The 19,343-nt window shown below is 55.3% G+C and carries 18 protein-coding genes; 10 read left to right on the top strand and 8 right to left on the bottom strand.

Annotated features, from left to right (window positions below; translation table 11 throughout):
* Nucleotides 1–45: 45 nt before the first annotated feature.
* Nucleotides 46–834, bottom strand: a complete 789-nt coding sequence (gene znuB, locus BFV64_RS13725; RefSeq protein ID WP_014884315.1) for a zinc ABC transporter permease subunit ZnuB — start codon at nt 832–834, stop codon at nt 46–48.
* Nucleotides 831–1,586 carry a zinc ABC transporter ATP-binding protein ZnuC gene (znuC, locus tag BFV64_RS13720; RefSeq protein WP_014884314.1) on the bottom strand — a complete coding sequence of 252 codons (756 nt, stop codon included), beginning with the start codon at nt 1,584–1,586 and terminating at the stop codon, nt 831–833. Before znuC ends, znuB begins: the two co-directional genes overlap by 4 nt.
* Nucleotides 1,587–1,663: 77 nt before the next feature.
* On the opposite strand from znuC, the gene znuA reads away from it, so the two are divergent.
* The 3 genes from znuA (at nt 1,664) to lpxM (ending at nt 5,034) form a co-directional block, all read left to right on the top strand.
* The gene (znuA, locus tag BFV64_RS13715) at nt 1,664–2,608 is read left to right on the top strand and encodes a zinc ABC transporter substrate-binding protein ZnuA (RefSeq protein WP_045134199.1); all 945 of its coding nucleotides are present in this window, start codon (nt 1,664–1,666) and stop codon (nt 2,606–2,608) included.
* A 15-nt stretch (nt 2,609–2,623) separates the two neighbouring features.
* Nucleotides 2,624–3,943 (top strand): murein DD-endopeptidase MepM, encoded by a 1,320-nt coding sequence (gene mepM / locus BFV64_RS13710; protein WP_014884312.1) that lies wholly within the window; start codon nt 2,624–2,626, stop codon nt 3,941–3,943.
* 119 nt (nt 3,944–4,062) lie between these two features.
* Nucleotides 4,063–5,034: a lauroyl-Kdo(2)-lipid IV(A) myristoyltransferase gene (gene lpxM / locus BFV64_RS13705; RefSeq protein ID WP_045134193.1), complete on the top strand. Its 972-nt coding sequence runs from the start codon at nt 4,063–4,065 to the stop codon at nt 5,032–5,034.
* Between the two features lie 45 nt (nt 5,035–5,079).
* Here the strand turns inward: lpxM and pyk are convergent, their stop codons facing one another.
* Both pyk and BFV64_RS13695 read right to left on the bottom strand, forming a co-directional pair.
* Nucleotides 5,080–6,522 carry a pyruvate kinase gene (pyk, locus tag BFV64_RS13700; protein ID WP_008500455.1) on the bottom strand — a complete coding sequence of 481 codons (1,443 nt, stop codon included), beginning with the start codon at nt 6,520–6,522 and terminating at the stop codon, nt 5,080–5,082.
* A 134-nt stretch (nt 6,523–6,656) separates the two neighbouring features.
* The gene (locus BFV64_RS13695; RefSeq protein ID WP_032629265.1) at nt 6,657–7,532 is read right to left on the bottom strand and encodes a MurR/RpiR family transcriptional regulator; all 876 of its coding nucleotides are present in this window, start codon (nt 7,530–7,532) and stop codon (nt 6,657–6,659) included.
* 358 nt (nt 7,533–7,890) lie between these two features.
* On the opposite strand from BFV64_RS13695, the gene zwf reads away from it, so the two are divergent.
* The 3 genes from zwf (at nt 7,891) to kdgA (ending at nt 12,093) form a co-directional block, all read left to right on the top strand.
* Nucleotides 7,891–9,366 carry a glucose-6-phosphate dehydrogenase gene (gene zwf, locus BFV64_RS13690; protein ID WP_014884309.1) on the top strand — a complete coding sequence of 492 codons (1,476 nt, stop codon included), beginning with the start codon at nt 7,891–7,893 and terminating at the stop codon, nt 9,364–9,366.
* Nucleotides 9,367–9,600: 234 nt separating this feature from the next.
* The gene (edd, locus tag BFV64_RS13685; protein WP_032636199.1) at nt 9,601–11,412 is read left to right on the top strand and encodes a phosphogluconate dehydratase; all 1,812 of its coding nucleotides are present in this window, start codon (nt 9,601–9,603) and stop codon (nt 11,410–11,412) included.
* Nucleotides 11,413–11,451: 39 nt separating this feature from the next.
* The gene (gene kdgA / locus BFV64_RS13680) at nt 11,452–12,093 is read left to right on the top strand and encodes a bifunctional 4-hydroxy-2-oxoglutarate aldolase/2-dehydro-3-deoxy-phosphogluconate aldolase (protein WP_069602190.1); all 642 of its coding nucleotides are present in this window, start codon (nt 11,452–11,454) and stop codon (nt 12,091–12,093) included.
* Between the two features lie 43 nt (nt 12,094–12,136).
* Here kdgA and purT read toward each other — a convergent pair whose 3' ends face one another.
* Complete coding sequence (gene purT / locus BFV64_RS13675; protein ID WP_023330716.1) at nt 12,137–13,315, bottom strand: formate-dependent phosphoribosylglycinamide formyltransferase; 1,179 nt, start codon at nt 13,313–13,315, stop codon at nt 12,137–12,139.
* Nucleotides 13,316–13,484: 169 nt separating this feature from the next.
* On the opposite strand from purT, the gene BFV64_RS13670 reads away from it, so the two are divergent.
* The gene (locus tag BFV64_RS13670; protein ID WP_069602189.1) at nt 13,485–14,135 is read left to right on the top strand and encodes a tellurite resistance TerB family protein; all 651 of its coding nucleotides are present in this window, start codon (nt 13,485–13,487) and stop codon (nt 14,133–14,135) included.
* 85 nt (nt 14,136–14,220) lie between these two features.
* On the top strand, nt 14,221–16,281 hold the full coding sequence (gene ptrB, locus BFV64_RS13665) for an oligopeptidase B (RefSeq protein ID WP_032636201.1): 2,061 nt from the start codon (nt 14,221–14,223) through the stop codon (nt 16,279–16,281).
* Here ptrB and exoX read toward each other — a convergent pair.
* The 3 genes from exoX to BFV64_RS13650 all read right to left on the bottom strand — a co-directional run bounded on the left by exoX (nt 16,278) and on the right by BFV64_RS13650 (nt 17,956).
* Nucleotides 16,278–16,940, bottom strand: a complete 663-nt coding sequence (exoX, locus tag BFV64_RS13660) for an exodeoxyribonuclease X (RefSeq protein WP_014884303.1) — start codon at nt 16,938–16,940, stop codon at nt 16,278–16,280. The genes ptrB and exoX overlap by 4 nt on opposite strands.
* A gap of 24 nt (nt 16,941–16,964) precedes the next feature.
* Nucleotides 16,965–17,615, bottom strand: coding sequence for a carbon-nitrogen hydrolase family protein (locus BFV64_RS13655; protein ID WP_069602188.1), 651 nt, complete (start codon nt 17,613–17,615; stop codon nt 16,965–16,967).
* A 110-nt stretch (nt 17,616–17,725) separates the two neighbouring features.
* Nucleotides 17,726–17,956, bottom strand: coding sequence for a DNA polymerase III subunit theta (locus BFV64_RS13650; RefSeq protein WP_013096102.1), 231 nt, complete (start codon nt 17,954–17,956; stop codon nt 17,726–17,728).
* A gap of 137 nt (nt 17,957–18,093) precedes the next feature.
* Between BFV64_RS13650 and yobA the strand changes: the two genes are divergently transcribed.
* Nucleotides 18,094–18,465 (top strand): CopC domain-containing protein YobA, encoded by a 372-nt coding sequence (gene yobA, locus BFV64_RS13645; protein ID WP_023338431.1) that lies wholly within the window; start codon nt 18,094–18,096, stop codon nt 18,463–18,465.
* 1 nt (nt 18,466) lies between these two features.
* Nucleotides 18,467–19,336 (top strand): copper homeostasis membrane protein CopD, encoded by an 870-nt coding sequence (copD, locus tag BFV64_RS13640; RefSeq protein ID WP_045134189.1) that lies wholly within the window; start codon nt 18,467–18,469, stop codon nt 19,334–19,336.
* The last annotated feature ends 7 nt before the right edge of the window (nt 19,337–19,343 follow it).

Genomic DNA, 19,343 nt, shown 5'->3' with positions numbered 1-19,343 from the left:
ACATGAAGCGAAGCGCCACCCTCTGTGGAAGCGCTAATCGTTCATTCAGGCATTCGGTTGTTTTTTCATCATGCTGAAAATAAACAGCACCGCCGCACACAACACCACTGACGGCCCCGCAGGCGTGTCATAGAACGCCGAGAAGGTTAACCCACCCGTTACCGCAATCATCCCGATAATCACGGCCACACCGGCCATCTGCTCCGGCGTGCGGGCAAAACGGCGCGCCGTGGCGGCAGGGATGATCAGCAGCGATGTAATAATCAGCGCCCCGACGAACTTCATCGCTACGCCGATGGTTAATGCCGTCACCAGCATCAGCAGTAGCTTAACCCGCTGCAGCTTCACGCCGTCGACGAAGGCCAGGTCCGGGCTGACGGTCATCGCCAGCAGGTTACGCCACTGCCAGAGCAGAATACCGAGTACCACCACCACACCGAAGGCGATGGAAATTAAATCTTCCGGCGTCACGGCAAGCAGATCGCCAAACAGATAGGCCATCAGGTCGACGCGGATATTCGACATCAGACTCACCACCACCAGACCCAGCGAGAGCGCGCTGTGGGCCATAATGCCAAGCAGCGTATCAATGGCGAGGTGCGGACGTTTCTCCAGCCAGACCAGCCCGGCTGCCAGCAGCAGGGTGACGACAATCACCGCGTAGAAGGGATTCACATCCAGCAGTAAACCAAAAGCCACGCCCAGCAAAGAGGCGTGCGCGAGGGTATCACCGAAATAGGACATTCTGCGCCAGACCACAAACGAGCCGAGTGGACCCGCGGCGCAGGCAAGCATAATCCCGGCCAGCCAGCCGGGCAGTAACAGTTCAATCATGAGTGTCCATTTCCCCGGCGCAGGACAATTCGTCCCTGTAAATCATGGCGGTGATTATGATGATGACGGTAAATACCCAGCTGTTCAGCGCCACGAGGGCCAAACATGGAGATAAACTCCGGGTGCATCGAGACCACTTCAGGCGTGCCGGAACAGCAAATATGATGGTTAAGGCACAGCACTTCGTCCGTTTTCGCCATCACAAGATGGAGATCGTGGGAGACCATCAGCACGGCGCAATTCAGTTCACGGCGAAGCTGATCGATCAAATCATAAAGCGCGACCTGACCATTAACGTCCACCCCCTGGGTAGGCTCATCAAGCACCAGCAGTTGCGGGCTGCTCAACAGCGCGCGCGCCAGCAAAACGCGCTGCGTCTCACCCCCGGAAAGTTTTTGCAGCGGCGCGTCAATCAGGTGGCCCGCCTGTACGCGTTTCAGCGCCGGGAGAATATCGGCTTTCCGCGTGCCGGGGCGCAGGCGCAGAAAGCGACTCACCGTTAAAGGCAGCGTGGCATCCAGATGTAATTTCTGAGGCACATAGCCGATACGCAATTTTTCCTCGCGGGTGATAACACCTTCATCGGGCGTCACCAGACCCAGTACAACCCGTACCAGCGTGGATTTGCCTGCGCCATTAGGACCAAGCAGCGTCAGAATTTTGCCGGGCTTCAGATCCAGCGACACGTCAGAGAGGACGCGGCGCTGGCCGAAAGAGACCGAAATATTATCGAGAGAAACCAGTGTCGTCATGTCAATTTAAGCTTGAAGAAGTCAACGAATGTTATAATATCACATTCCACGCATTCACTACGATGATTAGTCGCATTATGTTACATAAAAATACGCTTCTTTTCGCAGCATTATCCGCTGCCCTTTGGGGTACAACCGCACAAGATGTTAACGCGGCGGTTGTCGCTTCGCTTAAACCGCTTGGATTCATCGCGTCGGCCATTGCCGATGGGGTGACGGAAACCCAGGTTTTGCTGCCTGACGGGGCCTCTGAGCATGACTATTCTCTTCGCCCTTCAGATGTAAAACGCTTACAAAACGCGGACTTAGTCGTCTGGATTGGACCAGAGATGGAAGCGTTTATGCAGAAGTCGGCCAAACAGATTCCAGGCGATAAACAGGTTGCGATTGCCGGGCTTTCCGGCGTGAAACCGTTGCTCATGAAAGGCACGGATGACGACGGTGATGAACATGACCATCACGCGGCAGAGGGTGAAAAAGGTGATGGAGATCACCATCATGGTGAGTACAACATGCATCTCTGGCTTTCCCCAGAGATAGCGCGGCTTTCAGCGGTTGCAATCCACGACAAATTAGTGGAACTTATGCCGCAAAGTCGAGCCAAACTAGACGCCAACCTGAAGGATTTTGAGGCACAATTAGCCGCAACCGATAAGCAGGTAGGTAATGAGCTCGCACCGTTGAAAGGAAAAGGGTATTTCGTTTTTCATGACGCCTATGGCTACTATGAAAAACACTATGGTTTGACCCCGCTTGGGCACTTCACCGTCAACCCTGAAATTCAACCTGGTGCGCAGCGTTTACATGAAATCAGAACACAGTTGGTTGAGCAAAAAGCAACATGCGTTTTTGCTGAGCCACAGTTCAGGCCAGCGGTCGTAGAAGCCGTGGCCAGGGGGACATCCGTGCGCATGGGGACCCTTGACCCGCTAGGAACGAATATCCAGTTGAGCAAAGCGAGCTATTCGCAGTTCCTCAGCCAACTGGCGGACCAGTATGCGAGCTGCCTGAAAGGAGATTAACGAGGAAGTGAATACGTGCAACAGATAGCCCGCTCTGTCGCCCTGGCATTTAACAATCTGCCTCGACCCCACCGCGTTATGCTGGGGTCGCTTACAGTACTCACCTTAGCGGTCGCCGTCTGGCGGCCCTATGTTTACCACCCGAGTTCTGCCCCTATCATCAAAACCATCGAGCTTGAAAAGAGCGAGATCCGTTCTTTACTGCCTGAAGCCAGTGAGCCTATCGACCAGGCTGCTCAGGAAGATGAAGCGATTCCCCAGGATGAACTGGACGATAAAATCGAGAACGAGGCCGGGATCCACGAGTATGTTGTCTCTACCGGTGACACGCTGAGCAGCGTGCTCAATCAGTACGGTATCGACATGGGGAATATCAGTCAGCTCGCTGCTGCAGATAAAGACCTGCGTAACCTGAAAATAGGGCAACAGCTCTCCTGGACCTTAACGGCGGATGGCGATCTCCAGCGGTTAACCTGGGAGATGTCCCGCCGTGAAACCCGCACCTACGATCGCACTGCAAACGGTTTCAAAATGACCAGTGAAATGCAGAAGGGCGACTGGGTGAACAGCGTGATGAAAGGCACAGTAGGCGGAAGCTTCGTTTCCAGCGCCCGTGATGCCGGTCTCACCAGCTCTGAAATCAGTGCGGTGATCAAAGCCATGCAGTGGCAGATGGATTTCCGCAAGCTGAAGAAGGGCGATGAGTTTTCCGTGCTGATGTCTCGCGAAATGCTCGACGGCAAGCGTGAGCAGAGCCAACTGGTGGGCGTACGTCTGCGCTCTGATGGCAAAGATTACTATGCCATCCGTGCCGAAGACGGTAAGTTCTACGACCGCAGCGGTACGGGACTGGCGAAAGGCTTTATGCGCTTCCCGACGGCTAAACAGTTCCGCGTTTCCTCTAACTTTAACCCGCGTCGTCTGAACCCGGTTACCGGGCGCGTCGCACCACACCGTGGCGTTGACTTTGCCATGCCGCAGGGCACGCCGGTGCTGGCTGTGGGTGATGGTGAAGTGGTCGTGGCTAAACGTAGCGGTGCCGCAGGCTACTATGTCGCGGTGCGTCACGGTCGTACCTACACCACCCGCTATATGCACCTGCGTAAACTGCTGGTTAAACCTGGACAGAAAGTGAAACGTGGCGACCGTATCGCGCTCTCCGGCAACACCGGACGCTCGACCGGCCCGCACCTGCACTATGAAGTGTGGATTAACCAACAGGCCGTAAACCCGCTGACGGCGAAACTGCCACGCACCGAAGGCCTGACGGGTAAAGATCGTTCTGATTACCTGGCGCAGGTGAAAGAGGTGATACCGCAGCTGAGCTTAAACTAAGCCTTCTGTTTTTGTGAAAAAAGCCGGTGTCAGTATGCGCCGGCTTTTTCTTTTGTGCGTGGACGACTGCCTCGCTACACTATCAATAAAATTTTGCGTCACCAGACCCTGGAACCAGCATGGAAACAAAAAAAAACAATATTGAATACATTCCTGAGTTTGAAAAATCCTTTCGCCATCCGCGCAACTGGGGCGCCTGGCTCGGGGTCTACACATTTGCAGGCATCGCTATGCTGCCTGCTGCGCTGCGCGATCCCCTGCTGGGGAAAATTGGCCGTCTGGCCGGGCGTTTAGGCAAAAGCGCGCGTCGCCGTGCGCAGATCAACCTCTATTACTGTTTTCCCGAAAAAAGCGATGCCGAGCGCGAGGCTATCATCGATGCGATGTATACCACCGCGCCGCAGGCAATGGCAATGATGGCAGAGCTGGCGCTGAAAGGGCCGGAAAAAATCGTTGACCGTGTTGACTGGAAAGGGCTGGAAATCATTGACGAAATGCGTCGCAATGACGAGAAGGTGATTTTCCTCGTTCCTCACGGTTGGGGTGTCGACATTCCGGCGATGCTGATGGCTTCTCAGGGTCAGAAGATGGCGGCCATGTTCCATAACCAGGGCAACAAAATCTACGACTTTGTCTGGAATACCGTACGTCGTCGTTTTGGCGGTCGTTTGCATGCGCGTAACGATGGTATCAAGCCGTTTATTCAGTCCGTACGTCAGGGATACTGGGGCTACTATCTGCCGGATCAGGACCACGGACCAGAGCACAGTGAGTTTGTCGACTTCTTTGCGACCTACAAAGCCACACTTCCGGCGATTGGCCGCCTGATGAAGGTGTGTCGCGCCCGCGTGATCCCACTCTTCCCGGTTTATGATGGTAAAACGCACCGTCTGAGCATTGAAGTTCGCCCGCCGATGGATGACTTGCTGACCGCAGACGATCACACCATTGCGCGTCGCATGAACGAAGAGGTGGAAATCCTGGTGGGGCCGCATACCGAACAGTACACGTGGATATTGAAGCTGCTTAAAACGCGAAAGCCGGGTGAAACGGAACCTTATAAACGCAAAGAGCTTTATCCGAGGAAATAAAAAAAGCCCTCTCCAGATGGAGAGGGCTTTTTAACACAGATGTTGTTACTCGACGGTCATAACGCGGGTGGTGTTGGTTGAGCCGATGGTGCTCATCACATCACCCTGCGTCACGATAACGATATCACCGGACACCAGGTAACCTTTGTCGCGCAGCAGATTGACGGCATCGTGCGCGGCTGCCACGCCGTCATTGGTGCTGTCGAAGTGCACTGGCGTCACACCACGGTACAGCGCCGTCAGATTCAGCGTACGTTCATGACGGGACATGGCGAAGATCGGCAGACCGGAGCTGATACGGGAAGTCATCAGCGCGGTACGGCCTGATTCGGTCATGGTGATGATCGCGGTAACCCCTTTCAGATGGTTTGCCGCGTACATGGCAGACATCGCAATCGCTTCTTCCACGTTGTCGAACTGCACGTCCAGACGGTGTTTAGAGACGTTGATGCTTGGGATCTTCTCTGCGCCCAGGCAGACACGCGCCATCGCGGCCACGGTTTCAGCAGGATATTGGCCCGCAGCGGTTTCCGCAGACAGCATCACCGCATCGGTACCATCCAGCACGGCGTTAGCGACGTCCATCACTTCCGCACGGGTTGGCATTGGGTTGGTGATCATGGATTCCATCATCTGGGTCGCGGTGATCACCGCGCGGTTCAGTTGACGTGCGCGACGAATCAGCGCTTTCTGGATACCAACCAGCTCAGGATCGCCGATTTCCACACCCAAATCGCCGCGGGCCACCATCACCACGTCAGAAGCCAGGATCACATCGTCCATGGCGTCCTGATCGCAAACGGCTTCCGCGCGTTCAACCTTGGCAACAATTTTGGCATCACAGCCTGCATCACGGGCCAGACGGCGTGCATAGTTCAGATCTTCGCCACAGCGTGGGAAGGAGACTGCCAGGTAGTCAACGCCGATCAGAGCCGCAGTAACGATGTCCGCTTTGTCTTTATCGGTCAGCGCTTCCGCAGAGAGGCCGCCGCCCAGTTTGTTGATACCTTTATTGTTGGAGAGCGGGCCACCGACGGTGACTTCGGTGAACACTTTCATCCCCTGAACTTCGAGCACCTTCAGCTGTACGCGTCCGTCGTCGAGCAGCAGGATATCGCCAGGCACCACGTCAGCTGGCAGGCCTTTATAGTCAATCCCGACTTTTTCTTTATCGCCTTCGCCTTTGCCCAGGTTGGCATCCAGCAGGAATTTATCGCCGATATTGAGGAAAACTTTACCTTCTTTGAAGGTGGAGACACGAATTTTAGGACCCTGCAGATCGCCGAGGATAGCGACATGGCGGCCCAGTTTAGCGGCGATCTCACGCACTTTGTCGGCACGTAATTTATGGTCTTCTGGCGTACCGTGAGAGAAGTTCATGCGCACCACGTTGGCACCCGCGGCGATAATCTTTTCAAGGTTATTATCGCGGTCGGTGGCCGGGCCTAAGGTGGTAACGATCTTGGTTCTGCGAAGCCTTCTGGACATGTAATACTCCGTTGACTGAAACAACTTTGGTGTTGCGTGAACATTGAATCGGCCTTCATCTGCCGCAAGGCAGCAAAGAGAGGACCGAATGCCGTAAATCATTACATCGTAATTATTGGTTACGTCTTCGTTATCTACTTTAAGGAAACATCGCTCTTTATGAGCAATTCTTTATCAAAACGCGATTCCTTCAGCGCTTCCTTGACTCGCTTCAAGTTATCTCTGAATTTTGCGCCCCGGCGCAAGGTAAAACCGGTCGCCAGCACGTCTATAACCGTGAGCTGTGCCAGACGGGAAACCATAGGCATATACATATCGGTATCCTCCGGGACGTCCAGCGTAATGGCGAGCGTTGCCTCTCGTGCCAGCGGCGTACCGGCGGTGGTGAGGGCGATCACCATGGCATCGTTTTCACGGGCCAGCTGCGCCAGTTCCACCTGACTTTTGGTGCGGCCAGTATGCGAAATGAGTACCACGACGTCATCTTCACTGCAATTCATACAGCTCATGCGTTGCAGCACAATGTCATCGGAATAAATCACCGGCACGTTGAAGCGGAAGAATTTATTCATGGCATCGTGCGCCACGGCGGCCGACGACCCAAGTCCGAAGAACGCGATCCGCTTGGCCTGGGTAAGTAAATCCACCGCACGGTTCACCGAACTCATATCCAGAGACTGACGAACGTGGTCAAGCGTGGCCATAGCTGACTCAAAAATTTTCGCCGTGTAGGCATCTACGCTGTCGTCTTCATCCACATTACGATTAACATAAGGGGTGCCGTTTGCCAGACTTTGTGCCAGATGCAGTTTAAAATCAGGAAAGCCGCGCGTTTCCAGGCTACGGCAGAAGCGGTTAACGGTCGGTTCGCTGACGCCTGCTTCCTGAGCCAGCGCGGCGATGCTTGAATGAATCGCCTGAGCGGGAGAGGCAAGAATGACTTCAGCCACTTTTCGCTCGGATTTGCTAAGGTGTTCCAGTTGATACTGGATTTTTTCAAGCATATTCATTGTTAACAGGGCGCTCGTGGGGGTGGAAACGATTTCATAAATGGATGAAATCTTCATTCGATTAGCCGATATTACCCCTGTGGCTTCCATAAAGGGTAACAGTCGACAAGATAATGTTGTTGTTTTTTTTCATTACTTGATCGATGTCGGGTTTTGCTATGACCCTGTTGCGCAAATTATCGACGCTTGTTGCGTCATAATGCCCCCGTAATCGGCTGCAAGGCGAAAAATTGCCGTATCGCACGAGACGATAAGTGCTAATGGTTTCGGGAATGACGTAAAAGCAGTACAGTGCATTGTAATAAAATTACAACGATACCTGGCAGAAGTACCAGGTGATCCAACTGAGGAGAATGACATGGCGGTAACGCAAACAGCCCAGGCATGTGACCTGGTCATTTTCGGCGCGAAAGGCGATCTTGCACGCCGAAAATTGCTGCCTTCCCTGTATCAACTGGAGAAAGCGGGCCAAATTCATCCGGATACCCGTATCCTGGGGGTAGGGCGCGCCGACTGGGATAAGGACGCTTATACCAAAGTCGTCCGCGAGGCGCTCGAAACTTTCATGAAGGAAAAAATTGATGAAAGTTTGTGGGATACCCTGAGCGGTCGTCTTGATTTCTGCAACCTGGACGTCAATGACGTCAGCGCGTTTAACCGCCTGGGCGCCATGCTGGATCAGAAAAACCGTGTCACCATTAACTATTTCGCCATGCCGCCAAGCACTTTCGGCGCCATCTGCAAAGGTCTCGGCGAAGCCAAACTGAACGCCAAACCGGCGCGCGTGGTGATGGAGAAGCCGCTGGGTACCTCTCTGGCAACCTCGCGTGAAATCAACGACCAAGTGGGAGAGTTCTTCGAAGAGTGCCAGGTTTACCGTATCGACCACTATCTCGGTAAAGAGACGGTACTGAACCTGCTGGCGCTGCGTTTTGCTAACTCCCTGTTTGTGAATAACTGGGATAACCGCACTATCGACCACGTGGAAATCACCGTGGCGGAAGAGGTAGGTATCGAAGGCCGCTGGGGGTACTTTGACCAGGCAGGCCAGATGCGCGACATGATCCAGAACCACCTCCTGCAAATTCTGTGCATGATCGCCATGTCACCGCCGTCTGACCTGACGGCAGACAGCATTCGCGACGCCAAAGTCAAAGTGCTCAAGTCGCTGCGCCGCATTGACCGCTCCAACGTGCGTGAGAAGACCGTTCGCGGCCAGTACACCGCCGGGTTTGCGCAAGGCAAAAAAGTGCCGGGCTACCTGGAAGAAGAGGGCGCGAACAAATCCAGCAACACCGAGACTTTTGTAGCGATCCGCGTGGACATCGATGACTGGCGCTGGGCGGGCGTGCCGTTCTACCTGCGTACCGGTAAACGTCTGCCAACCAAATGTTCCGAAGTCGTCGTCTACTTCAAAAACCCGGAACTGAACCTGTTTAAAGAGTCCTGGCAGGAGCTGCCGCAGAACAAACTGACCATTCGTTTGCAGCCGGACGAAGGGGTTGATATCCAGATCCTCAACAAAGTGCCGGGCCTGGATCACAAGCATAACCTGCAGACCACCAAACTGGATCTGAGCTACTCCGAAACCTTCAACCAGACGCACCTCGCGGATGCTTATGAGCGTCTGCTGCTGGAAACCATGCGTGGTATCCAGGCGCTGTTCGTGCGTCGCGATGAAGTGGAAGAGGCGTGGAAATGGGTCGATTCCATTACCGAAGCTTGGGCAGCCGATCAGGATGCGCCAAAACCATATCAGGCGGGCACCTGGGGGCCGGTTGCATCGGTGGCCATGATCACCCGTGATGGCCGCTCCTGGAACGAGTTTGAGTAGGATAATCCACTAGCCCGAAAGTGTTATTTTACCGGTAACATGATCTAACACAGCTAGTGGCACAATTTTTATTCTTTTAAGCGCCACGTGGATTTCCCCGCGGCGCTTTTTTTATTACACTGCCGGAAGTGATTTTGCCCCAGAGCTCCGGACAGCAAGCGTTTCAGCGGTGTTAACAACTGCCAGCGACGTTGTAAACTCCTGAGCCCGGACAGATAAATTAGAGGAGCTTTTATGAATCCGACATTGTTACGCGTAACACAACGCATTATTGAGCGCTCGAAGGAGACCCGTTCGGCCTACCTCGCCCGGATTGAACAGGCAAAGAGCAATACCGTCCATCGCTCCCAGCTGGCCTGTGGTAACCTGGCGCACGGCTTCGCGGCCTGCCAGCCCGATGATAAAGCCTCCCTGAAAAGCATGTTGCGTAACAATATCGCCATTATTACCTCCTATAACGACATGCTCTCCGCCCACCAGCCGTATGAGGTCTATCCCAATATCATTCGTAACGCGCTGCACAGCGTGAATGCGGTAGGTCAGGTCGCGGGTGGCGTGCCGGCAATGTGCGACGGTGTGACCCAGGGGCAGGATGGTATGGAACTGTCGCTGCTCAGCCGCGAAGTGATTGCGATGTCTGCTGCAGTAGGCCTGTCACACAACATGTTTGATGGCGCACTGTACCTGGGCGTGTGCGACAAGATCGTTCCGGGACTGGTGATGGCAGCGCTGTCGTTTGGCCATCTGCCCGCGATCTTTGTGCCGTCTGGCCCGATGGCAAGCGGCCTGCCGAACAAAGAAAAAGTGCGTATTCGCCAGCTGTATGCGGAAGGAAAAGCAGACCGTCAGGCGCTGCTGGAGGCGGAAGCCGCGTCCTACCATGCGCCGGGTACCTGTACATTCTACGGCACGGCCAACACCAACCAGATGGTGGTGGAATTTATGGGCATGCAGCTGCCGGGCTCGTCCTTTATCCAGCCGGATGCACCACTGCGTCAGGCCTTGACTGAGGCCGCAGCACGTCAGGTGACGCGTCTGACCGGAAACGGCAATGAATGGATGCCGATGGGCAAAATGGTCGACGAAAAAGTGATCGTCAACGGTATCGTGGCTCTGCTGGCCACCGGCGGTTCGACCAACCACACCATGCACCTGGTGGCCATGGCGCGCGCGGCGGGCATTCTGATCAACTGGGATGATTTCTCTGAGATCTCTTCCGTGGTGCCGCTGATGGCACGTCTTTACCCGAACGGTCCGGCGGACATCAACCACTTCCAGGCTGCGGGTGGCGTACCGCTGCTGATGCGCGAGCTGCTGAAAGGCGGTTTGCTGCATGAAGACGTCAACACCGTGGCAGGCTTTGGCCTGCAGCGCTATACCCAGGAGCCGTGGCTGAACAATGGCGAGCTGGACTGGCGCGACGGGGCGACCGCATCTCTCGATGCGCAGGTGATTGCCACCATCGACAAACCGTTCTCTCCTCATGGTGGCACCAAAGTGCTGAGCGGCAACCTCGGTCGTGCGGTGATGAAAACGTCTGCTGTACCGGAAGAGAACCAGGTTATTGAAGCGCCGGCTGTGGTGTTTGAAAGCCAGCACGACGTATTACCCGCTTTTGACGCGGGTTTGCTTGATAAAGACTGTGTGGTGGTAGTGCGTCATCAGGGGCCAAAAGCGAACGGCATGCCAGAATTACATAAACTTATGCCACCACTTGGTGTATTATTGGACCGCCGTTTCAAAATTGCGTTAGTGACCGATGGACGCCTCTCCGGTGCATCCGGCAAAGTGCCTTCAGCTATCCACGTCACGCCGGAAGCTTATGACGGCGGTTTGCTGGCGAAAGTGCGCGACGGTGACATGATCCGCGTGAACGGTCAGACAGGTGAGTTAACCCTGCTGGTGGATGAGGCAGAGCTGGCGGCACGTCAGCCACATATTCCTGACCTGAGCGCATCGCGCGTGGGAACCGGACGCGAAATGTTCAGCGCGCTGCGTGAGAAACTCTCCGGTGCGGAGCAGGGCGCAACCTGTATTACGTTTTAAGACGACTTGATTTTAACGATCTGGCGAGAGAAAACTCTGATGAAAAACTGGAAAACAAGTGCAGAAGCAATCCTGACCACTGGCCCTGTCGTGCCGGTTATCGTGGTAAACAAGCTGGAGCACGCTGTGCCAATGGCGAAAGCGCTGGTTGCGGGTGGCGTTCGTGTTCTGGAAGTGACCCTGCGTACCGCCTGCGCGATGGATGCGATTCGCGCTATCGCCAGAGAAGTGCCGGAGGCCATCATCGGTGCGGGCACTGTTCTCAACGCGCAACAGCTGGCAGAAGTCACGGAGGCCGGAGCTCAGTTCGCTATCAGCCCTGGCCTGACCGAGCCGCTGCTGAAAGCAGCGACCGAAGGCACTATTCCTTTGATCCCGGGTATCAGCACCGTGTCTGAACTGATGCTGGGCATGGACTACGGCCTGAAAGAGTTCAAATTCTTCCCGGCAGAAGCCAACGGTGGCACCAAAGCGCTGCAGGCGATTGCAGGTCCATTCTCTCAGGTGCGTTTCTGCCCGACGGGCGGTATCTCTCCGGCGAACTACCGTGACTACCTGGCGCTGAAAAGCGTGCTGTGCATCGGGGGTTCATGGCTGGTGCCAGCGGATGCGCTGGAAGCGGGCGACTGGGATCGCATCACGAAACTGGCTCGCGAAGCGGTTGAAGGCGCGAAGCAATAAGTTTTTTTATCGTATGAAAAACGGGCCTTTCGGCCCGTTTTTTTTATCCTGCTACCTTAACGTTCGCTGCCGCCGCTTTTGCGCGTGCGATGGCCTCGTCGACGTTATTCCCGGTTGCTAACGCCACGCCCAGACGACGGGTGCCGTCGATCTCCGGCTTACCGAACAAACGTACCTGTAACCCGGCGCCCGTTGCGCCCTCGACGTTATCAAACGTCACGTTCTGACTGGTCAGCTGCGGCAGGATCACCGCCGAGGCCGCCGGGCCGTACTGACGAATACCGCCAACCGGCAGGCCAAGGAAGGCGCGAACATGCAGGGCGAACTCGGAGAGATCCTGCGATATCAACGTCACCATCCCGGTGTCATGCGGGCGAGGGGAGACTTCGCTGAAAATCACCTCGTCGCCGCAGACAAACAGCTCCACGCCGAACAGACCGTAACCACCTAACGCCAGAACGGTTTTACGGGCGATATCCTGGGCACGTTCCAGCGCCAGGGCGCTCATCTGCTGTGGCTGCCAGGATTCGCGGTAATCGCCATCCTCCTGGCGGTGACCAATCGGATCGCAGAAATGGACGCCATCCACGGCGCTGACGGTAAGCAGGGTGATTTCGAAATCAAACTTCACCACCCCCTCGACGATCACGCGGCCAGCTCCGGCACGGCCACCCTGTTGCGCATAATCCCAGGCTTTGTCCAGCGTGCTGCTGTCGCGGATAAAACTCTGCCCTTTTCCGGAGGAGCTCATCACCGGCTTAATGATGCACGGGTAACCCATCTCATCGACGGCCTGCAGGAATGCGGTTTTATCGCCCGCAAAACGGTAGCTTGAAGTGGGCAGCCCCAGCTCCTCTGCCGCCAGGCGGCGAATGCCTTCGCGGTTCATGGTCAGTTTCGCTGCGTTGGCGCAAGGCACCACGCGCTGACCTTCCTGCTCAAGCGCGATCAGCGTATCGGTCGCGATAGCTTCAATCTCCGGCACCACAAAATCCGGTTTCTCCTGCGTGATGAGTGTCCGCAGAGCTTCTCCGTCCAGCATGTTAATCACATAAGAACGATGGGCAACATGCATGGCGGGCGCGTCGGCGTAGCGGTCTACGGCAATCACTTCTACCCCTAAACGCTGGCACTCAATGGCGACTTCTTTCCCCAGCTCGCCCGATCCTAACAGCATCACACGCGTCGCCGCAGGTCGCAGCGCGGTTCCTAAACGAGTCATAACATTCCCCCTGAAAAAGATGCGCGCAGTATAAACGAAAACGTTTGCGTCTGTCTTGCGCAGGGCAAAAGGGCCGACGAGAAATTTGCGCTTCTTTAGCCTCGACGGACATTTCCTGACGCCTGCTCGCTTACGCTGTGGAAATGTTAACCGTTAAGTGAGGGAAATCATGTCAGGCTGGTTAAATCAACTGCAATCCATGCTAGGGCAGAAAACATCAGGTTCCGGCGACCAGGGGCTCAGCAAACTGCTGGTATCGGGGGCGCTCGGAGGGCTGGCAGGGCTGCTGGTCGCCAATAAATCCTCACGTAAGCTGCTGGCAAAGTACGGTACCGGCGCGTTGCTGGCCGGTGGCGGCGCTATCGCCGGTACCGTGCTGTGGAATAAGTACAAGGACAGGGTACGCGCGGCGCACCAGGATGAACCCCACTTTGGGGAGGAGACTTCGCCGCTGGATCTGCGTACGGAGCGACTCATTCTTTCGCTGGTGTTTGCCGCAAAAAGCGACGGGCATATTGATGATAAAGAACGAGCGGCTATCGAGCAGCAGATGCGAGAAGCCGGCGTGGAAGAGCAGGGCAGAACGCTGGTGGCGCAGGCCATTGAGCAGCCGCTCGATCCGCAGCGTCTGGCACAAAGCGTGCAGAATGAGGAAGAGGCGCTGGAACTCTATTTCCTGAGCTGTGCCGCCATTGATATTGACCACTTTATGGAACGCAGCTATCTCAACGCCCTGGGCGATGCGTTGAAAATCCCTCAGGATGTTCGCGAGGGGATTGAGCAGGATATCCGGGAGCAAAAACAGACGCTACAGGGCTAGCTATCGCTGATGTAGCCATGTTTCGCTTGCATCATTCGCGGGTTTTGCCAACCTTATAGGATGTAAAACTTAAAAGAATGATGTCATGCCACCGAAAGCCCGACGTACTCCGTATGCGATCACCACCCATGGCGATACGCGTATAGATAACTATTACTGGCTACGGGACGATTCACGTTCCCGCCCAGAGGTACTCGACTACCTGCATGAAGAAAACGATTACGGTCGCAAGGTCATGTCCAGCCAGCAGGCGCTTCAGGACCAGCTGCTGAACGAAATGGTGCAGCGCATTCCTCAGCGCGATATCTCCGCGCCCTGGACCAAAAACGGCTATCGTTATCGGCATATCTACGAGCCCGGCAGTGAATATCCCATCTATCAGCGACAGTCGGTATTAAGCGCCGAGTGGGATGAATGGGATATTCTGCTGGATGCCAACCAGCGTGCCGCCCACAGCGAGTTTTATACGCTGGGCGGTATGTCCATCTCCCCGGATAACACCATTATGGCGCTGGCGGAGGATTATCTCTCCCGTCGTCAGTATGGCCTGCGATTCCGCAATCTGGAAACCGGTAACTGGTATCCGGAAATGCTGGAAAACGTCTCCCCGGATTTTGTCTGGGCGAACGATTCCGAGACGGTCTACTACGTTAAAAAGCACGCCGCCACGCTGCTGCCTTATCAGGTGTGGCGCCACAGTGTAGGCACGGACTCTGCCGATGACGAACTGGTCTATGAAGAGAAAGACGAAACGTTTTATGTCAGCCTGCATAAAACGTCCTCACGCCACTATGTGATTATTTTCCTTGCCAGCGCTACCACCTCAGAAGTGCTGCTGCTGGATGCCGAACTGCCTGATGCCCAGCCGCTCTGCTTTCTGCCGCGCCGAAAAGACCATGAGTACAGTCTGGATCACTTCCAGCACAGCTTTTATCTGCGCTCAAACCGCGAGGGGAAAAACTTTGGCCTGTATAAGACCAAGGTGCGCGACGAGCGCAAGTGGGAGGTGCTTATTCCCGCGCGGGAACAGGTGATGCTCGAAGGGTTCACGCTGTTTACCGACTGGCTGGTGGTGGAAGAGCGTCAGCGGGGGTTGACCAGTATCCGGCAAATCAACCGCAAAACGCGCGAGGTGATAGGGATCGCGTTTGACGACCCGGCCTACGTCACCTGGATTGGTTTTAATCCTGAGCCTGAATCGTCCCGGCTGCGCTATGGCTACTCGTCGATGACCACGCCGGATACGCTGTTCGAACTGGATATGGATACCGGCCAGCGCCAGGTGTTGAAGCAAACAGAAGTGAAGGGATTTGAATCCGACAATTATCGTAGCGAACACCTGTGGGTTACCGCGCGCGATGGTGTCGAGGTGCCGGTTTCGCTCGTGTATCACAAGGCGCATTTTCAGAAAGGTAAAAACCCTATCCTGGTTTACGGCTACGGCTCCTATGGTTCCAGCATGGATGCCGACTTCAGCAGCAGCAGATTAAGTCTGCTCGACCGCGGCTTTGTTTTTGCCATCGCTCATATTCGCGGCGGCGGTGAGCTGGGCCAGCACTGGTATGAAGACGGGAAATTCCTGAAAAAGCAAAACACGTTCAATGATTACCTCGACGTTTGCGACGCCTTAATTGAACAAGGCTATGGCGATCCGCAGCTCTGCTTTGGCATGGGCGGCAGCGCGGGCGGCATGCTGATGGGCGCTGTGATCAATCAGCGTCCCGAGCGTTTTAAGGGCATCGTTGCGCAGGTACCGTTTGTCGATGTGGTCACCACCATGCTCGACGAATCTATCCCGCTCACGACCGGGGAGTTTGAAGAGTGGGGGAATCCACAGGATGAAACCTATTATCGCTATATGAAAGCGTACAGCCCGTACGATAACGTGGAAGCGAAAGCCTACCCGCACATGCTGGTGACCACCGGTTTGCACGATTCACAGGTGCAGTACTGGGAACCGGCGAAATGGGTGGCAAAGCTGCGGGAACTGAAAACCGACGACAACCTGCTGCTGCTCTGTACCGATATGGACTCCGGGCACGGAGGGAAGTCGGGGCGGTTTAAATCTTATGAAGGGGTGGCGCTGGAATACGCCTTTTTGATCGGCCTGGCGCAGGATACGCTTCCAGGCCAGGCTGAACGTTAAGCTTCACCCAGATAATGCTTCAGGGTTAAGCGTAGCTCCGGGCTCATCTTGTCGAGGTTGTTATACAGCCAGCGCAGATAGCCTGGATCTTTATCTGCAATATCCGATACTGCTCTCCCGCGGTATTTTCCGAAGGTGAACGTCGTCAGCAGTGCAGGACGGCCGGTAATCGTCGCCATATCATCCGGTGTCCAGCCGGAAGTATTCATAATATCGATCAGCAGCGCAGCGGTGATATAGCAGTCATACAGCGCGCGGTGATGGTGAAGCCCTTCAGGCGTTCTGACGCTGAGCTTGCGGGATTTATACAGCGCCATATTGCTGTATTTGATCCCCGGCCACAGGCGACGCGCCAGCTTCATGGTGCAAATCCATTCCCCGGGCATGTCGGGGAGAACCCGACGGTCGAAGCTGGCATTGTGGGCGACATACCACGGGCTGCCATAGTAGTGCGGGATAATGTCTTCTATCCAGGGTTTATCCGCCACCATTGATTCAGTGATGCGATGGATAGCCATGGCCTGCGGGCTAATAGGGCGATCGGGCCGCACCAGATGGCTCATCGGGTTGACTATTTTTCCGTCAACGACGTCGACCGAGGCCACCTCCACAATTCCGCCCTGAAGATCGCAAGTTTCGGTATCAATGACGCGCAGCATGAAAATCTCCTGAGCTTAAAACGCTTAGCCTAAAGGAATGATATCGCCTTGCCAACCCTGTCGGTTAAGCGTGCCGGTTAACAGCAGCTCGCCTTTATCCGCCCGCACGATCAACTGGCCTTTTTCATCCCATAATGCGCTGCCGGTGCTGGCGTTCGCCATTAATACCGCAATGGCATATTTGTGTGCAAAGCGTTGCAGGGTGCTGATGGACTGCCGCCAGCGGTTGTCCCTTACCGACTGGCTGCTGGTGAACAGCGTTGCCTGCGAATCGAGATTGGGGGAATCGCCCTGCGCATCAATGATGGTGAGCTGTTTATCCCCCGGAACCAGGCTCGCACCGCCGCCTTGCGGATAGCGCACGATGCTCGGCCGAGAGGGCGTAAAGAGCACGAGACCTTTCTGACGCTGGCCATTCCGCTCAAGGGGAAGCCCGGCAATAACGCTAATCTGGTAAAAATGTGCCGCATCAAGCAAGGGTTCCAGCTGTGCGTCGCACGGTGGGGGAGGTAACGTCGTTGTGCCTGAGCCGGTTAAGGAGAGTTCCGGGAAGACCAGCAGATCGCACTGCTGCTGTGCCGCTTCGGCAATGAAGCGTAGGTGGTGGGTAACGTGTTCATCAACACTGTGATACTGCCCGCCATACTGGGCTGCCGCTATATTCCATTGTGACATCGTGACTTCCTTATACACTGAGTCGCAGGGATTTAAGAATACACCTAATTTAATCAGGGTTTTCTTATCCTGCCAGATTTCGCGTAAGGAAGTGTAACGACTCGTTAAGCTTATTTAACTTTAGGCTCGTACGGCAGACGAGAGAGGTTGACCGAAGCGAGACGGTGAGCAATTAATCTTTCCCGGAACCAGTCGCGCAAATGGGCGGGTTGTTCCCGTTCCACAACTTCAGCTACGATGGGCATGTTGTAACGCTCTTTGAACGCAACGCCAGCGGCTGCGAGATCGACATTCACTTTATCCATCTCGTCCTGAGGAAGGGCGGCCAGATTGATTTTCATTTCCTTCTCCTGTTTATGCGGCGGCAACGTTACCGCGATTGCGCGACGATGACAAGCGGAGGCGGGATGATCCTCGACTCGTCTATTATACAGCGTTATTCTTTAGCATACAGACATAACAAAAAGGAATGATCGCGATGGGGTTATCCACTTCCCGCACGGTATGCGCGCTGGTTTTTCTGGCATCAGTCATTATCTCGCCCGCTGTGCTGGCGCATGCGCATCTTAAACAGCAGAGCCCGGCAGCAGACAGCGTGGTGAGCGCTCCGCAGTCACTGACGCTGAATTTTTCGGAAGGTATCGAACCGGGATTTAGCGGTGTGGTGGTGACGGATGCGCACAAGCAGGTCGTCAAAACGGGAGCCGTAACGCGAGACGAAAAGAACAAGGCTCAACTGATCGTTCCGCTGGCGCAAACGCTGGCGACCGGAACCTACCAGGTGGACTGGCATGTGGTTTCCGTCGACGGCCACAAAACCAAAGGCAGCTATCACTTTAGCGTGAAATAGCATGCTGGCACTGGTCTATGTTGGGTTGCGCTTTATCCATTTCGCGGCGCTGATGCTCGTTTTTGGTAATGCGCTATACAGCGTCTGGTTGGCGCCTTCCTCTCTCCACCGTCTGATGGCTCTGCGTTTCGCGCTACAGCAGCGGGTGGCATCTTTAATCAGCCTGGCCGCTGCGCTTCTGATGTTCATGCTTCAGGGCGGATTAATGGGCGACGGCTGGGGAGATGTGATTAACACGCAAGTCTGGCACGGCGTACTGGGGACGCAGTTTGGCAGCGTCTGGCTGTGGCAAATTATCCTGGCTTCCATTACGGTTGCTGCCGCGTGGCTTGCGCCGCTGAAAGGCTCCCGGCTGCTACTGCTCGCAATGGGGCAGTTTGTCCTGCTGGCAGGGGTAGGCCACGCGACGATGAACGAAGGTCCGTTGGGGGCTGTGCAGCGTCTCAATCATGCCGTTCATCTGTTATGTGCCGCAACCTGGCTCGGCGGATTACTGCCGCTGCTGTTCTGCATGCATCTGGCAAAAGGGCGCTGGCAGAACGCGGCCATCTACACCATGATGCGTTTCTCGCGCGTAGGCCACTATGCCGTCGCGGGCGTGCTGCTCACAGGGACGATCAATTCGCTCTTGATTCTGGGCGTCCATATTCCCTGGCAGGCTGGCTACGTGCAGCTTTTATTGTTCAAATGTGCGCTGGTGGCGTTGATGGTGGCAATTGCGCTGGCAAATCGGTATTTTCTGGTGCCACGGTTTCGTCCGGATTCCGGGTGGGCACAACAGCTTTTTATCAGGATGACACAGGCAGAAGTGGTGCTGGGAGCGCTGGTTCTGGCAGCGGTCAGCCTGTTCGCCACCTGGGAACCCTTCTGACAAGGTT

The organism is Enterobacter kobei (assembly GCF_001729765.1).
Lineage (GTDB): Bacteria > Pseudomonadota > Gammaproteobacteria > Enterobacterales > Enterobacteriaceae > Enterobacter > Enterobacter kobei.
Note: the sequence above shows the minus strand (reverse complement) of the source record. Positions and strands in the feature narration are given on the sequence as shown.

Bases quoted from the DNA above. Each gene is read 5' to 3' on its own strand.
- znuB (WP_014884315.1), bottom strand. From the start codon at position 834: ATGATTGAACTGTTACTGCCCGGCTGGCTGGCCGGGATTATGCTTGCC.
- znuC (WP_014884314.1), bottom strand. From the start codon at position 1,586: ATGACGACACTGGTTTCTCTCGATAATATTTCGGTCTCTTTCGGCCAG.
- znuA (WP_045134199.1), top strand. From the start codon at position 1,664: ATGTTACATAAAAATACGCTTCTTTTCGCAGCATTATCCGCTGCCCTT.
- lpxM (WP_045134193.1), top strand. From the start codon at position 4,063: ATGGAAACAAAAAAAAACAATATTGAATACATTCCTGAGTTTGAAAAA.
- pyk (WP_008500455.1), bottom strand. From the start codon at position 6,522: ATGTCCAGAAGGCTTCGCAGAACCAAGATCGTTACCACCTTAGGCCCG.
- BFV64_RS13695 (WP_032629265.1), bottom strand. From the start codon at position 7,532: ATGAATATGCTTGAAAAAATCCAGTATCAACTGGAACACCTTAGCAAA.
- zwf (WP_014884309.1), top strand. From the start codon at position 7,891: ATGGCGGTAACGCAAACAGCCCAGGCATGTGACCTGGTCATTTTCGGC.
- edd (WP_032636199.1), top strand. From the start codon at position 9,601: ATGAATCCGACATTGTTACGCGTAACACAACGCATTATTGAGCGCTCG.
- kdgA (WP_069602190.1), top strand. From the start codon at position 11,452: ATGAAAAACTGGAAAACAAGTGCAGAAGCAATCCTGACCACTGGCCCT.
- purT (WP_023330716.1), bottom strand. From the start codon at position 13,315: ATGACTCGTTTAGGAACCGCGCTGCGACCTGCGGCGACGCGTGTGATG.
- BFV64_RS13670 (WP_069602189.1), top strand. From the start codon at position 13,485: ATGTCAGGCTGGTTAAATCAACTGCAATCCATGCTAGGGCAGAAAACA.
- ptrB (WP_032636201.1), top strand. From the start codon at position 14,221: ATGCCACCGAAAGCCCGACGTACTCCGTATGCGATCACCACCCATGGC.
- exoX (WP_014884303.1), bottom strand. From the start codon at position 16,940: ATGCTGCGCGTCATTGATACCGAAACTTGCGATCTTCAGGGCGGAATT.
- BFV64_RS13655 (WP_069602188.1), bottom strand. From the start codon at position 17,615: ATGTCACAATGGAATATAGCGGCAGCCCAGTATGGCGGGCAGTATCAC.
- BFV64_RS13650 (WP_013096102.1), bottom strand. From the start codon at position 17,956: ATGAAAATCAATCTGGCCGCCCTTCCTCAGGACGAGATGGATAAAGTG.
- yobA (WP_023338431.1), top strand. From the start codon at position 18,094: ATGGGGTTATCCACTTCCCGCACGGTATGCGCGCTGGTTTTTCTGGCA.
- copD (WP_045134189.1), top strand. From the start codon at position 18,467: ATGCTGGCACTGGTCTATGTTGGGTTGCGCTTTATCCATTTCGCGGCG.